The 14,466-nt window shown below is 64.9% G+C and carries 11 protein-coding genes; 4 read left to right on the top strand and 7 right to left on the bottom strand.

Annotation, left to right across the window (positions count from 1 at the left end; all coding sequences use genetic code 11):
* The first annotated feature begins 251 nt into the window (after window positions 1–251).
* Together E5A73_RS15820 and E5A73_RS15815 are read left to right on the top strand one after the other, a co-directional pair.
* A complete protein-coding gene (locus E5A73_RS15820; protein ID WP_135964808.1) occupies window positions 252–3,275 on the top strand; it encodes a TonB-dependent receptor in 3,024 nt (1,007 codons plus the stop codon).
* Between the two features lie 134 nt (window positions 3,276–3,409).
* Window positions 3,410–4,165: a DeoR/GlpR family DNA-binding transcription regulator gene (locus E5A73_RS15815; RefSeq protein WP_240700223.1), complete on the top strand. Its 756-nt coding sequence runs from the start codon at window positions 3,410–3,412 to the stop codon at window positions 4,163–4,165.
* Here E5A73_RS15815 and E5A73_RS15810 read toward each other — a convergent pair.
* Complete coding sequence (locus E5A73_RS15810) at window positions 4,138–5,481, bottom strand: MFS transporter (RefSeq protein WP_135964806.1); 1,344 nt, start codon at window positions 5,479–5,481, stop codon at window positions 4,138–4,140. The genes E5A73_RS15815 and E5A73_RS15810 overlap by 28 nt on opposite strands.
* Window positions 5,482–5,651: 170 nt before the next feature.
* On the opposite strand from E5A73_RS15810, the gene E5A73_RS15805 reads away from it, so the two are divergent.
* The gene (locus tag E5A73_RS15805; protein ID WP_135964805.1) at window positions 5,652–6,500 is read left to right on the top strand and encodes a DUF6454 family protein; all 849 of its coding nucleotides are present in this window, start codon (window positions 5,652–5,654) and stop codon (window positions 6,498–6,500) included.
* A 113-nt stretch (window positions 6,501–6,613) separates the two neighbouring features.
* On the opposite strand, the gene E5A73_RS15800 is transcribed toward E5A73_RS15805, so the two are convergent.
* Window positions 6,614–7,477 carry an SDR family oxidoreductase gene (locus E5A73_RS15800; protein ID WP_135964804.1) on the bottom strand — a complete coding sequence of 288 codons (864 nt, stop codon included), beginning with the start codon at window positions 7,475–7,477 and terminating at the stop codon, window positions 6,614–6,616.
* A gap of 105 nt (window positions 7,478–7,582) precedes the next feature.
* Between E5A73_RS15800 and E5A73_RS15795 the strand changes: the two genes are divergently transcribed.
* Complete coding sequence (locus E5A73_RS15795; RefSeq protein ID WP_135964803.1) at window positions 7,583–8,476, top strand: LysR family transcriptional regulator; 894 nt, start codon at window positions 7,583–7,585, stop codon at window positions 8,474–8,476.
* A 20-nt stretch (window positions 8,477–8,496) separates the two neighbouring features.
* Here E5A73_RS15795 and E5A73_RS15790 read toward each other — a convergent pair whose 3' ends face one another.
* The 5 genes from E5A73_RS15790 to E5A73_RS15770 are packed head-to-tail and all read right to left on the bottom strand — an operon-like array spanning window position 8,497 to window position 14,408.
* Window positions 8,497–9,666: a Gfo/Idh/MocA family protein gene (locus tag E5A73_RS15790; RefSeq protein ID WP_135964802.1), complete on the bottom strand. Its 1,170-nt coding sequence runs from the start codon at window positions 9,664–9,666 to the stop codon at window positions 8,497–8,499.
* Window positions 9,667–9,679: 13 nt separating this feature from the next.
* Window positions 9,680–10,888, bottom strand: coding sequence for a Gfo/Idh/MocA family protein (locus E5A73_RS15785; protein WP_240700222.1), 1,209 nt, complete (start codon window positions 10,886–10,888; stop codon window positions 9,680–9,682).
* 46 nt (window positions 10,889–10,934) lie between these two features.
* Window positions 10,935–11,741, bottom strand: coding sequence for an FAD:protein FMN transferase (locus tag E5A73_RS15780; protein WP_135964800.1), 807 nt, complete (start codon window positions 11,739–11,741; stop codon window positions 10,935–10,937).
* 17 nt (window positions 11,742–11,758) lie between these two features.
* Window positions 11,759–13,072, bottom strand: a complete 1,314-nt coding sequence (locus E5A73_RS15775) for a Gfo/Idh/MocA family protein (RefSeq protein ID WP_135964799.1) — start codon at window positions 13,070–13,072, stop codon at window positions 11,759–11,761.
* A gap of 10 nt (window positions 13,073–13,082) precedes the next feature.
* Entirely contained in the window at window positions 13,083–14,408 is a 1,326-nt protein-coding gene (locus E5A73_RS15770; RefSeq protein WP_135965020.1) for a 3-keto-disaccharide hydrolase, read from the bottom strand.
* Window positions 14,409–14,466: the final 58 nt, after the last annotated feature.

The raw sequence follows: 14,466 nt of genomic DNA, 5'->3' as shown, positions 1-14,466 counted from the left end.
AGTATCTGATTTAAATACTTTACTGTGCCGCGCTGGGCCAATCGACGTGGTGCCCGCACGATATTGACGCATGTTTCAGTCTGGTGACAGTTCGTCATTCCGAAGCGCATTGCCTGATATTTGTTGTTTTTATGCCCGTTTGTCACAAAAGTTCCACGCAACGCTCCTAGGCGGCGGGCAGGGCCAAGGCAGCTCGATACCAGCACCCGCCTAGCCAATTGAGGCTCAATTCAGATTCAGGGGGATTTATCGTGACGTGTTTTTCGCGAAGCGCGCGGCCTGCCGCGCTCATCCGTGCTGCGCTGCTGCTCGGAGCAGCGATCCCGGCAACGGCGATCGTTGCAAGCGCTGCCCAAGCGCAGGATTATACCAACATTACTGCCTCGGGCCGCGTGACCAAAGCGGACGGCGCGCCGATCGCCGGTGCAACGGTGACGATCAAATCGTCGGATCGCGGCGTCGCGCGCTCGGCCGAAACCAATGAATCGGGCGTCTACAGCTTCGCCCAGCTCACTCCAGGCGCCTATGACTTCGCGGTCGCCGCCGCAGGCTATGCGCCATATTCCGAGACGCGGGTCCAGCTCACCGCCGCTAACGGTGGCGGCAACAGCTTCCGCCTGGTGCCGGGTGACGCCACTGCCGCCGATGCCGGCGAAGAGATCGTAGTGCGCGGCGCGCGCGTCGTCACCGCCGATTTCAACGACACCACCACCGGCTCGGTGATCGACCTAGCCGAGATCGACCGGCGCGTACCCGTCGCGCGCTCGCTGCAGGAAGTCGCCTTGCTGTCGCCGGGCGTCACCCGCGGCGCGTCGGGCGCCAACGGCACCTTCGCCAACCAGATCACGATCAGCGGCGCGGCATTCACCGAGAACGCCTATTTCGTGAACGGCCTCAACATCACCAATTTCCGCATGGGGCTCTCGCCCGTCGAAGTCCCCTATGATTTCTACAAGACGGTGGAAGTGAAGACCGGCGGCATGCCGGCAGAGTTCGGGCGCGCGACCGGCGGCGTAATCAACGCGGTGACCAAGTCGGGCTCGAACGAGTTCCACGCCAGCGTGATGGGCACGATCGAACCCGAGGGCCTGCGCTCGACGTCGCCCGACACCGTCACTTCGGACAATCGCAACGCCACGCGTTCGAGCCGCGAGCTGGTGCTCCAGGCAAGCGGACCGGTCATCCGCGATCATCTGTTCGTCTATGGTCTCTACGATTTCCGCAAGTTCGAGAGCTTCACCCCCGATTCGGACCAGGACAACGGCACCCGCGTGCGCAACAACAGTCCGTTTTGGGGGGTCAAGGTCGATGGCTACATCACCGACGACCAGCATCTCGAATTCACGTATCTCGACAGTTCGAACGACACCCATTCGCGCAGCGTCGTCTATGATCGCGCCAATGATCGGATCGGCGCCGAGACCGGCGGCACCAACAGCCGCTCGGGCGGCAAGAACTTCGTCGGACGCTATACCGGAACCTTCGCCCCCTGGCTCACCCTGTCCGCCGCTTATGGCAAGAACAAGCTGCGCGACGGCTCGCTGCCGCTCGACATCACTAACGAGCGCGTGCTGGATTATCGCACCAATTCGTCGGGCGAGGACATCGGCCTCAACAAACTCAACGATGCCTATGGCCTGACCGACGACGAGCGCGAATTCTATCGTGCCGACGTGGATTTCAACTTCGCGCTGTTCGGATCGCACCATTTGCGGGTCGGCTATGATCACGAGACCGACCAGTCGAACCAAGTTTACCAGACGATCGGCGACGGCTTCTACAAGATCTTCAAGGCAACCGCGCAGAACGCCACCGACTATGGCGTGCCCGTTGGCAGCAATTATTATACCACGCGGGTGTACGCCAACAACGGCGAGACCACCGTCAAGAACGAAGCCTTTTATGCCGAAGACGACTGGTCCCTGTTCAGCGACCGCCTGACGCTGCAGCTCGGCCTGCGCAACGATCGCTTCAGCAATCAGGGCGTCGACGGCAAATCCTATTACGAATCGGGCAACCTATGGGCGCCGCGCCTCGGCGCATCGTTCGACGTGTTCGGCGATCGCAGCACCAAGGTGTACGGCTATTTCGGCAAATATTTCCTGCCGATGGCGGGCGATCTCAACCTGAACGTGGCGGGCGGGGTCGTCACCTACACGCGCTACAATGTGTTCAACGGCCTCAATAGCGACGGCACGCCGATCGCCGGTGCTGCCATCCTTGGCGGCGCCGGGTTCGCAGCCTGCCCCGATACCGGCATCGTCAACTGCGAAGTCAGCCGCGACGGCAGCGTGTCGGACTATTCCAGCGCGCTCGACCAAAAGCTCAAGCCGCAATCGGTGAGCGAATTCGTGCTGGGTGGCGAGCATCAGCTCGGCAGCGGCATGAAGGTGGGCGCCTATTTCACCCACCGCGAACTCACCAATGCGATCGAGGACATTTCGGCCGATTACGGCGCGCGCGCTTATTGCGTCCGCGCCGGCTTCACCGACGCCGCCTGCACCGCCAAGTTCCCGGGCGGGACGATCTGGCCGATCGCCAATCCGGGCCGCGACCTGGTGATCCAGATCACCCTGCCCGACGGCAAGAGCCAAGTCGCCACGCTGCTCGCGAAGGACCTTCGCTATCCCAAGCCCCAGCGGAATTACAACGCCGTCACGCTCACCTTCGATCGCGCATTCGACGGCGTCTGGGGTATTTCGGCCAATTATACCTGGGCGATGGACAAGGGCAATTACGAGGGTGGCGTGCGCTCGGAGAACGGTCAGCTCGGCGTCAACCGCTCGGCGGACTTCGACTCGCCCGGATTTCTCAACGGCGCCTATGGCTATCTGCCGAACGACCGCCGCCATACGCTGAAGGCCTATGGCAGCTATCGTCCGGCCGCGTTCCTCGATCTCGGCGCCAATATGATTGTCCAGTCGCCCCAGCATTATAGCTGCATCGGCACCGTGCCCTTCGCAGTCGATCCGACGGCCTATGGCTATCATGGCTACAGCTATTATTGCGGCGGCAAGGTCGTCACGCGCGGCACTGCCTTCACCGGGGACTGGCTGACCAAGGTCGACGTCAGCGCAACCTTGAACGCGCCGAAGACGCTGGGGCTCGACGCCTCGATCCGCTTCGACGTGTTCAACGTGCTGAACTCGAAGGCCGTCACCTCGTACAACGAGTTCGGCGAACTGGGGAACGGCGCCGCCAACCCCAATTTCCGGACCCCGGTCTCGTATCAGTCGCCACGCTATGCGCGGGTGCAGGTCCGCCTAGGCTTCTGAGGATTACACCTTCATGAGGGCCGGCCGTTCGCGGCTGGCCCTCATTTTCTTCACAGAAAATGCCCGGCGATTGACCGGTTCCGTGGGCGGCGGCACTCTATGCCGTCGCGACGATCAGGGGAGGAAAGGCCATATTGAAACGTTCCGAGCGCCAGCGCGAGATCGTCGCGCGGTTGCGCAGCGGCATGACCCTGTCGGTGACTGGGCTCGCCGTGGATCTCGACGTCTCCGACGAAACGATCCGGCGCGAGCTGCGTACCCTGGAGGAGCAGGGCGCGATCATTCGCGAACATGGCGGTGCCCGGCTTGCCGCGCCGATGTTCGAAGGTCCGTTGATGCAACGGATGGAGGAGAATGCAGAGGCGAAACTGCGCATCGCGCGCGTCGCGGCGGAGTTCGTCGATGACGGCGCGATCGTTTTCATCGATTCGGGGACGACATCGTGCTTCGTCGCCAAGCAGCTCGTCGAGCGCCGGGCGCTGACGGTGATCACCAATTCCTTGCAAGTCGCCAACGATCTCGGCGGGATCAACCACAACAAATTGTTCCTCGCCGGCGGGCAGGTCGATTACGACTATCGCGCCTTTTCCGATCATAGCGCGCAGGCCTATGTCGCGGGCTTCACCCCGCATCTTGCAATCCTGTCGGTCGGCGCGATCCGGGTGGACCGGGGGCTGATGGACTATCATCCGGGCGAAGCCGCGATGAGCCGGATCGCCTATGCCACCGCGGAGCGCGTGTTGCTCGGCGCCGATTCGTCGAAATTCGGCCGCCAGGGCCTGATGCAGACCGCGGCGGTGCGCGATGTCGATATCCTGGTCACCGATAAGCCGCTCGGCGAGGAATATGCCCGGGCCTTCGCTCACGCCGAGGTGGTGATCGCACCGTAGTCCCGCCATCTGGCGCGGCGACGTGCCAGGCCGGCGAGGAGCGCAATGCCCGCACCCGCACCTGCGATCGCGGCATGGAGCAGCCAGAAATTGGCATGCGCCATGCGTTCGTACCAGGCCCCGCCGAAGCCGACCCACAAATTGGCGAACAGGCCGTGCAAATAGAAAAATCCCACCCACAGGCCGATCTGCCGGGCCGGGGCGTTCGCCGTGACGAGGCTGATCCCCGCCGGCCAGACCAGCACGATCGCAAGATCGAGAAACAGCAGATAGCCGATCGGCGCGGCAAGCGGGACGGGCCCCTCGCCGCCCCATTCCGCCATCGCCAGTATCAGGTTGCCGATCGCGCAAGCGCAGCAGCCAAGTGCGATCTGGGCAAGCGCACCCACCGCAATGCCGCGCTGCGCCAGAGCGCGCAGGCCGATCTGCGCCAGGGGGATGAGGGCCAGCGTGAACAGGCCATCGAGCGCGAACAGCCACGGCACCGGCAACCGACCGAGATCGGCTTCGGCGCGTGCCCAGACCAGGAACATGTTGCCGACTTGCTCATAGGCCCCGAAGCAAAGATAGACCGCGAGAAGTACGGCCGCGAGCAGCGGGATATCGCCCTTGCCGTTCGCGCCGGCCGACGGTTTGTCCGGCACCTCGAATTCGCGCCGCGGATGCGATCGAACGGCTCGGTGATATCCGACGAGCCCCGTCGCGATTGCCGCCGCGGCGGCGGCGACTCCCCATTGCCATCCGACCAGCACGGCCAGTGCCCCGCATATTAGCGGGCCGCACATCACGCCGGCGTTTAGAAAGCCGAGATAGAGTGCGAAACCGCGCCTGCGTTCGCCCTCATCGGCAAACAGTGCGCCCACCACCGCCGACAGATTGCCCTTCAGCGTGCCCGCTCCCATCGCGAAAAGCGCGAGGCCCGGGAGGAAGGTCGGCCTGCCGAGCATCAGCGCCAGCCCGGCGATCATCGCCAGCCCGCCGATATAGACCGCGCCACGCCGTCCGGAGAGGCGGTCGCCGATCAGCCCGCCGATCGGGACCGAGAGATACAGCAACGCGTTGGCGAGCCCATAGATCTGCGACGCAAGCCCCGCAGTCGACAAGGCGCCGACCAGCGGCTCGAGCGCGGCCTGGGCCGCAGCGGCGCCCAGGACGCCGCTACGATCGCCGGCAAGGATATGGTCGATCAGCACCAGGGTGAGCAGCGACTTGATCCCCGCGAGCGCGAAACGCTCCCAATATTCGGTTACGGCAAGCCCGAGGAATCCCTCCGGGAGCCTCGATGGCCGCCATTTCAGCCTCATCGCGCGTTGCATTTACCGCCCTACCTCCGGGCGCCGTCATCGGGGCGATTGTTAACAGGGTAATGACAGTGGCCCGAACTGACGCTCGCCTATCGCCGCGGACGCGACCACGGACGGTGCAGTGTTTCTGACACACGACTTTGCCATGGAGCAGACACCGCAAGGTCCAGGGGGAAAGTCAGATGATCCGCAAGGCCATTCGATCCGGTTTGACTGGACTCTTCCTGGTGGTGTCGAGCCTCGCAATGGCCTCGCCGGAGGCATTCGACGGCGCGATCGAACACGCGCATCTCCTTGACGCTCTCAACCTCGAAGGTGAGTTGTTCCATGTTCAGGGCCTCGAACTCGATAGCCAGCGCATCTGGGTCACCTCGGTCGACCCGAACAACCGCAAGGGCTACATCCACGAGTTCGACCGCCGCACTGGCAAGCTCCTGCGGCGATTGGAGCTGACCGACGGGCCAAGATATCATCCCGGCGGAATATCGATTTCCGGCCGTTCGATCTGGGTTCCGGTCGCGGAGTTGAAGCCGAACAGTTCGGCGGTGCTCGTCGAAGTCGACGCCGACAGCCTGCAGATACGCCGGAAGATCCACGTTGCCGACCATCTCGGATGTGTGGCCGCGTCGGGCCGTACCCTCGTCGCGGGCAATTGGGACAGCGCATTGCTCTACATATTCGATCTGAGCGACAATGCGCGGGCGCGGACGATTCCGAACCCTTCCCCGACCCGCTACCAGGACATGAAGTTCGTCGACGGACAACTCGTGGCGGGCGGATCCTTGAGCTTGTGGAGCGGCGCCGTCGACTGGATCGACTGGCCGTCGATGAAGCTCAAGCGGACGCTACGAGCCGGAGCGATCGGCCCGGTCAGGCCTTGGGGCCGCGGCGGGCCCTATACGGGCGAAGGAATGGCGATCGAGGGCCGCGAACTATACGTCATCCCGGAAGACGGCCCCAGTCGCCTGTTTCACTTCAGGCTCGACGATCGTGGCGAGACCCCGCCGTTCCCCTATGGCGATCGGTCGTGAACCGCGCCACCGAGGTTCGCGGACCGAATATCAGAGCAGCAGAATATAGACCGACCGACTGACCCGTGCCCAGGCACGGGTCAGTGGGATGTTGGCTCAGAAATTTACTCCGTCTACGCGGCGATCTCGGTTGCGAAGTCGCGATAGGAGCGCAGCGGACGACCCAGCAGCGCGGTGAGCCGCTCGACGTCGCCGGCCGCGGGGATCATGCCCTCGCTCTGGAAGCGCTCGGCCATCAGCCGCATGTCGAACGCCATCCAGTTCGGCGAGAATTGGCGGAAGTTCCGTTCGAACCCGGCAGTGTCGTCGCCGCCATAAGCTATCGGGCGGCCGAGCACTTCGCTCCAGATGCCGGCGACGTCCGCGCCAGTCAGGGTATCGGGCCCGACGAGCGTGATGTGGTCGAGCGGAAGCGGCGTGCTGGACTGCTCACGGCGCAGGAGCTCGATCGCGGCGATCTCGCCGATATCGCGGGCGTCGATCATCGCCAGCCCCTTGCTGCCGATCGGCATCGGATATACGCCGTGGCCGGTCACCACCTCCTTGATGCTGACGTCGTTGTTGATGAAATAAGTCGGGCGCAGGATTGTGGCCGACATGCCCATCTGCTCGATCATGCGCTCTACCGCGAACTTGACCGCGAAGTGCGGCACGTTGACGTAGAGATCGCTGTGGATCACCGACAGGTACACGATCCGCTCGATGCCGGCCTCGCGCGCTACATTGAGCGCGACCAGCGCCTGGGTGAATTCGTCCGCCGCTACTGCGTTCAGCAGAAACAGCGTCGAGACACCTGAAAACGCCCCGCGCAGCGAGTCGATGTCGAAGAGATCGCCTTGGGCAATTCCGACACCCGTCGGAAGGTTGGCGGTCGCAGGATCGCGGACGAGCGCGCGGACATCGGCACCGCGGGCGATGAGCTGGTCGATCACATGGCGGCCGATGCGGCCGGTGGCGCCGGTTACGAGGATGGTCATTCGGTGTCTCCTGGTTGATGCCGAACTGGCATTCCGCAAATTAACGATCCACATGTGATCCAATAGCCGCTATATCTGGACGGGTCGTCTCGCTGGTGGAACACAATGGACCTGCTCGCTCTCGCCGATTTCAATCTCGTCGCGCGCCACGGAGGATTTGGTCGCGCTGCCCGCGCCACCGGTCGCCCCAAGGCGACGCTGTCGCGGCGGGTCTCGGAACTCGAGGCTCAACTGGACCTGCGGTTGTTCGAGCGCGGTTCGCGCATGCTCAAGCTGACCGAGGAGGGGCGCGCGCTCTACCAGCGCACCGGCGCGCTTCTCACCGAACTCGACGAGACGGCGGCTGCGATCGCTTCGGGTGGAAACACGCCGCGGGGGCGATTGCGGATCAGCGCGCCATTGCTGTTCTCGCAGATCGCGATGGGAAAGCTCGCCGCGGAGTTCACCGCCAGATTTCCCGAGGTTCGCCTCGAAGTGACCACCGAAGATCGCGCTGTCGACATGATCGAGGAAGGCTATGACCTCGTGATCCGCGTCGATCCCGATCCGGACGAGAGCCTGGTGGGGCGCGCCTTCCTGCGCGATCGGCTGGTGGTAGTGGCCAGTCCGCCGCTTGCGCGGCCGACGGACGGGACAGCGGTGCCAGTGGTCGTCCGGGGACCCGTCGGCCAGCGCGGTCAATGGACGATGCGGACCTCGGATGGCGAGGTGCGCATTGCGGTCGACCCGGTCCTCAGTCTCTCATCGATGATCATGGTCCGCGATGCGATCCGCGCCGGCGGCGGCGCCGCGCGCCTTCCGATATCGCTGGTCAGCCATGATCTTGCGGCGGGCACGCTGGCGCACTGGGGCGATATCGACGGGCCGGACATCGCATTATGGGCGCTCTATCCATCACGCCGCCTGCTGAGCGCGCGAGTATCCGCGTTTCTCGACTTCCTCAAATCCATGTTTCCAACAGGAGCCCCGGACGAACTGGCCGCCTTTATCGGGAAATGAGACAGCCCCCGACAGGTTGATTACGCCCCCGGGCCATCCCGCCGCGCCCGCGTGGCCAACTTCTCGGCGGTGAGGACCAATTCGGCCGCAAGCAGGGCGCCTTGCTGATCCTGCGCGACCGACGTGCCTTCCACCAGGTCCGTCACGAACTGCGGCCCGAACGGCAACGGCACCTTCGAACAGTCGAGATAGCGCGCGCCCTTGCGGTCCGCGATGAACAGATGGTTCCCGCCCGACCGTCCGGCGACATCGACATATTTCCGCAGCTCGATATAGCCCTCGGTGCCAAGGATGAAGAGCCGCCCGTCGCCCCAGGTGGGCAAACCGTCGGGCGTGAACCAATCCACTCGGACGTAACCCATGCCACCGTCGCCGCGCAGCATCATATCGCCGAAATCCTCGAACTTCGGATGCTCGGGGTTGCCGAAATTGCCGGTCTGCGCCGCAACGACCTGCGCCTGCTTGCTGCCCGTCAGATAGACGAACTGGTCGGCCTGGTGGCTGCCGACATCGGTGAGGATCCCACCGTTGCGCGCCGGGTCCCAAAACCATTCTGGGCGGGTCGGCGCCGCGAGCCGGTGCGGCGCGAGATTGACGGTCTGGATGACCTTGCCGATCGCGCCGTCATGGACGAGCTGCCCCGCCATCACCGCCGCGGGCACTTCGAGCCGCTCCGAATACATGATCGCGAACTTGCGGCCGGTCTCCCGGATCGCGCGCCGCACCTCGGCGAGTTGCCGGAGCGTAGTGACGGCGGCCTTGTCGCTCAGATAGTCCTTGCCCGCGCGCATCACCCGGATGCCGAGCGGTGCCCGCAGCGCGGGTATCGCCGCGCTGCACACCAGCTTGATGTTGCGATCCTCGAGGATCTCGTCCTGCGACCGCGCAAGCTTCACCCCGGGGTAGCGCTTCTGGAACGTCGCGATCTGCCTGGGATCGGTGGCGTGGAAGCTGATCAGCACCCCGCCGCCGCGGATCACCGCATCGGTGATCCCGTAGATATGGTTATGATCGAGCCCGATCACTGCGAACGGCACGCGGTATTTCGCTTCGGGCGCCGGCCGCGCCTGCGCGCCTTCGGTCGGGGCGTCGCCGCGCGTCGCCGATTGGGCAAGCGCGTCGGCAGTGAAGCCCGCGGCCACGCCTGCGGAAAGCAGGCCGAGAAGCTGGCGGCGGCTGGAATCGGTCACGGCTGCTTCCCCTTCACAATTTGACGAGATCGGTCGGCCAGGTCATCGCCTCGCCGCGATCCATCGCCTGTTCGCCGAGCAGCGACGCGACGCTCGCGGCATAGGCCTGGGCAAGCAGCCCGGGCAGCGGCTTGCCCGCGCGCACCGCCTCGCCGAACCCCTCGAACTGGAGCATCGTCTCGTCATATTCGCCCCAGCCAAGTGACTCGCCGGGCGTAGTCACCGGAAGCTCGGGGAACCAGGTGGCGCCGCCGATCGGCACGACGCGCTTGTGGCCGCGCTTGACGTCTTCCTGCATTCGCTGGAGCGCGAGCACCTTGGGCGGCACTTCCTGATAGATCCGGCCGAGCTCGGGCTCGATCGTGCCTTTGCTGCCCTGGATCTGCTCCTCGCAGCCGTAGCGCGCATTGTTGAGCAGCGACGTGTAGACGAGTTTCCGCCCGCCCGAATATTCGTAGATCAGCGCCACCTGATCATAGACCTCGCGCCCATCCTTCCAGAAGCAGATGCTGCCCGATCCGATCACCCGCGTCGGAATATCCTCGAGGAACCAGTTGCCGATCTGCAGCTGGTGCGTCGCCAATTCGGTCATCAGACCGGCCGAGCTCTCGCGATACAGCCGCCAGTTGATCTTGCGGTCGGTGCTCCCCTCGGGGATCGGGCGACGCCAGCTGGTGTTGCGATGCCAGCTCGCGCGGATCTGGGTGATCGGGCCGATCTCGCCCGCCTTGGCGCGGCGCAGCGCGTTGAGATAGGTCGGATGGAACATCCGCTGGTGCCCGATCTGGAGCACCTTGCCGCGGTCCTGCGACGCCTTCACCATCGCGCTGCAATCCTTGATCGTGCGCGCCATCGCCTTCTCGCACCACACGTGAAGTCCGGCACCGAACACATCGAGCGTTTGGCGTGCGTGCAGGTCGAGCGGAGTCGCGATGACCACCGCATCGAGCCCGCCAGCGTCGAGCATCGCGCGGTGATCGGCAAAGGCCGGCGTGTTCGCCCCGACCAGCGCCCGCCCCTTCTCCAGATTCAGCGCGAAATTGTCACACACCGCGGCGACGGTGCAATTGCGCGTCTTGAGGATGTTGCGGATCAAGGTGCGGCCGCGATCGCCCGTGCCGATCACTCCGATCCGCACGCGCGGCCCCGCCAGCGGATCACGGCCGGCGGCCTGCGCCGCCCAGGGCGCGGCCGCGGCGACTCCGGCGCCAGCGGTGGCCATCAGCACGCGATCGAGAAAAGAACGGCGTGACAAATCGAACGCATCGTTACGCATCAACCAACATTCCAGCATGAGAGAACAGAAAACGCCGCGCGCCGGGCGCGTCGAGCAGGTGAGTGTCGGCCGCGACGATCAGCGCGGTGCTGACCGCTTCGGCAAGCGCACCGCGATGGTCAACCGCGATCGCAGTGCGCGCAGCAGTGACGAGCGCGCAGTCGCTAGGACGGATCATCGGCGCGCGGTCGGGCGCATCGCCCCCCCCGCCCACGGTCGACGATATCGACAGCGCCTCGTCGCGCAGTTCGAGTTCCACCAGGAACCGGCCAGGCTCGAGCGGATGCGGTATCGCGACCGGCCAGCCGCCGCCCAGCGGGTGTTCGCCGACGACGGCGATCGAGCTCTCGCCGGCGCAGAGAAAGGCCGAGGTAACCCCCGCCCTTCTAAGCGCGTCGCCCGCCCGATCCAGCGCGAAGCCCTTGCCGAACCCGCCAAAATCGAGCGCCAGTGGCTGCGAAGCCTCGATCCGCGCATTGTGCGGATCAAAACGAACCGCCCCCCATCCCGCCCCCGGGCGCAATACGTCGGCCACGGGATCGAACAGGCCGCGCGTCAGCGCATGCACCGCGTCGATCTCGATCAGCGCATCGAGCAGTACCCGATCGTCGACAAAAGCGGGCAGCCCCGCCAGCAGCCGCGCGTTGAGCGCAGTCGTGGCCGAGGGGCGATGGATCGTCAGCGCATCGTCGACAGCCTCGATCGCCCGCCGCGCCCACAGCAGCGCGTCGGCGTCACCCGTGCCGAACAGATGTAGCTCGACTCGCGTCCCCATCGCCGCGAACCGCTCGACATGCATCGAAGGCGCGGAAGCGGTCAGGCCTTGACCTCCCAGCCCGGCTGATAGTCCACGGCCCAGAGCTTCCGCGCCTCCGGGGTCGACGGCATGCCGGTCTTGGTGTCGAGCGTCAGGATCTGGTTGGTCCGATAGGCGATGTTGCCGAGATGGCAAAGCGTGGTGCTGATGTGCCCCTCGCGGATCGGCGAGGCCAGCGCCGATGCGCGCCCGCGGATCACGTCGACCAGATTGCCGGCGTGATACACGTCGAGCGCACCCTCTCCGACGGTCCCGGTGGTTTCCGATGTTGCCGGCGCCTTGACCTCGCGGGTCATCTTGCCCGCCAGATCGAACAGTTCGAAGCCGTTGCGGTCGACCACCGCCGAGCCCTTGGTCCCGAGCAGCAGCACGCCGCGTCCGCGACCATAGCGCAACATGCCGTTGCAGCTATTGCCGTCCCAGCGGATCGTGCGCCCGCCCGGATAGGCGAGATCGAGCGACAGCGTGTCGTACATCTCCCAATCGTCGCCGCGGAAGAACTGGCGCGATCCGCGCGCTGTAACCTTTTCGGGGAAACCTAGCCCCATCATCCAGCGCGCGACGTCGAGTTCGTGCATCGCATTGTTGCAGGTCTCGCCGGTGCCGTATTTCCAGAACCAGTGCCAGTTATAGGGCACGAGATTCGAACGATACGGCCCGCGCGGGCGCGGCCCCTGCCACAGATCCCAATCGAGGTTCGGCGGCGGCGCGGTCTCGTGCCCGCGCCCGATCGAGACGCGATTATTGGCGTACCAGGTCTGCGCCTCATACACGTCGCCCAGCGCGCCGCCCTTGATCAATGCGGCAAGCTGCTGCGTTTCGGCACTCGAGCGCTGCTGGTTGCCGACCTGGAGGTACCGTTTGGTGCGCGCCTGATGCGCGATCATCGCCTCGCCCTCGGCCGGCGCCAATCCGATCGGCTTTTCGCAATAGACGTGGCGGTTGGCATCCATCGCGTCGATCGCGATCTTGGCGTGCGAGTGATCGGGAGTGGCAACGGTGACGACATCCGCCTCCTTGCTGTCGAGCAGCCGGCGGTAGTCGCGTTCGGTCTGCGGCGCCTTGTGCCCCCTGGCCGCGAACTGCGCCGCGCGCTTCGCCAGCACGTCGGAATCGACATCAACGAAATGGGTGATCTCGACGTTCGGCAGCTTCGTAAAGGCACTCATATGCGCCTGCCCGCGGCCGTTCACACCGACGATCGCGACTCGCAGCCGATCGTTGGCGCCCATGATCTTCGCATAGCTTCGCGCGCTCATCGCCGTTCCCAGCACGGCGCCTGCACCCTTTATCGCGGTTCGGCGGTCGATCATCGTCATCTCCTCAAAACGCGCGTAGCTTGATCGATCGGAAATCGACCTTGTCGCCATGATCCTGGAGCAGGATCGGCGCCTCCTTTGCCTCGCCGAAGTTCGATTTACCGGCGAACTTGCTCTGCGCGACCAGCGCGCGGAATTCCGGCGAGCCGCGCTCATATTCGACCATCTTGAAGCCGTTGAGCCAATGCTCGACATGGTTGCCGCGCACCACGATCACTGCCCGGTTCCATTCGCCCGGCGGGTTGATCCGCTTGCCTGGATGGGTGGGGTCCAGCAGGTTGCTTGCCGGGATCAGGTCGTAGAGCGAGGCAAGGCTGCGGTTGCCGTCGCGGCCCAATTTGGCGTCGATATGCCGCTCGTCGTCGATCAATTGATATTCTAGGCCCAGGCCTTCGCCCTTTGCCAATTGCTGGGCATCGAGCAGATATTTGATCCCGCTGTTCGCGCCGCGGCTCAGCCGGAAATCGACCGAAAGCTCGAAATTGCGATAGGCGCCCGCAGTGACGATATCGCCGCCGCCGCTGCCTTCGACCGAGAGAATTCCGTCGCGGATCGTCCAGCCCTTTTGCGGAAAGCCCTTGCGCTTGATGCCGCGCCAGCCATTCGCCGTCGTGCCGTCCCAGAGCAATTTCCACCCGGCGCGCCGCTCGACGTCCGACAATCGATTCGAAAGCCAGCCCTGCTGCTCGAGCCCGGTCGGGGGCGAGACGAAGCGCGCCGGCGAATCGGTGATCACGCGGATCTTGCGGAAGCGCACCTCGGGCTTGCGGCTTGCCTCGGCGTCGGAAATCGCGTGCACCTGAAAGGCGATGAAGCCGCGCGCATCGGTGTCGTCGACCACATCCGCGGCAGGGACGCCGTTGATCCACGTGCGCAGCCGATTGCCGATCGCCTCGACTCGGTAGTGGTTCCAGTCGCCCTGCCGGAAAGTGCGTCGTGCGGCATCGTTGCGGCCGAGTGTGTAGAGCCATTGCCGGCGCTGCTCGTCATAAAGGCCGCCGCTCCAGCCGCGCACCGATGGGTCGATCTCGGCCTGATAGCCATGGACGGCGCCGTTCCGATAATCCGGCCTGCTCTGGCCGCGAATCATCATGCCCGAATTGAGCGCAGGATCGGTCTTGGCGTCATATTCGAGGATGAAATCGCCATAGAGCGCGTCGGAGACGAGCCAGCTGTTGGTCGACCCCGGCGCGGCCCGGCCGATGACCTCGCCATTCACCACTTCATAGGTCGCCTTGCCGCCGGTCGGATGCCAGCCGGCGAGCCCGGCGCGGGGAGTCACATCGCGCCAGGCGGATTCGGCCTGCGCGCGCGAAGCCGGACCCGCCATTGTCGCCGGAGACAGCGAGACGACGGCAAGCGCCGCCAGGATCGCAATTCCGCTGCCC

Origin of the sequence: Sphingomonas gei (assembly GCF_004792685.1) — a bacterium.
In the GTDB taxonomy this organism is placed as follows: domain Bacteria; phylum Pseudomonadota; class Alphaproteobacteria; order Sphingomonadales; family Sphingomonadaceae; genus Sphingomonas; species Sphingomonas gei.
The sequence above is the reverse complement of the archived record's forward strand: the minus strand, read 5'-3'. Positions and strand labels throughout refer to the sequence as shown.

Excerpts from the sequence above, each read along its gene's own strand:
- E5A73_RS15805 (WP_135964805.1), top strand. The coding sequence starts at position 5,652 with ATGATCCGCAAGGCCATTCGATCCGGTTTGACTGGACTCTTCCTGGTG.
- E5A73_RS15785 (WP_240700222.1), bottom strand. The coding sequence starts at position 10,888 with ATGGCCACCGCTGGCGCCGGAGTCGCCGCGGCCGCGCCCTGGGCGGCG.
- E5A73_RS15770 (WP_135965020.1), bottom strand. The coding sequence starts at position 14,408 with ATGGCGGGTCCGGCTTCGCGCGCGCAGGCCGAATCCGCCTGGCGCGAT.
- E5A73_RS15795 (WP_135964803.1), top strand. The coding sequence starts at position 7,583 with ATGGACCTGCTCGCTCTCGCCGATTTCAATCTCGTCGCGCGCCACGGA.
- E5A73_RS15775 (WP_135964799.1), bottom strand. The coding sequence starts at position 13,072 with ATGATCGACCGCCGAACCGCGATAAAGGGTGCAGGCGCCGTGCTGGGA.
- E5A73_RS15800 (WP_135964804.1), bottom strand. The coding sequence starts at position 7,477 with ATGACCATCCTCGTAACCGGCGCCACCGGCCGCATCGGCCGCCATGTG.
- E5A73_RS15810 (WP_135964806.1), bottom strand. The coding sequence starts at position 5,481 with ATGCAACGCGCGATGAGGCTGAAATGGCGGCCATCGAGGCTCCCGGAG.
- E5A73_RS15780 (WP_135964800.1), bottom strand. The coding sequence starts at position 11,741 with ATGCATGTCGAGCGGTTCGCGGCGATGGGGACGCGAGTCGAGCTACAT.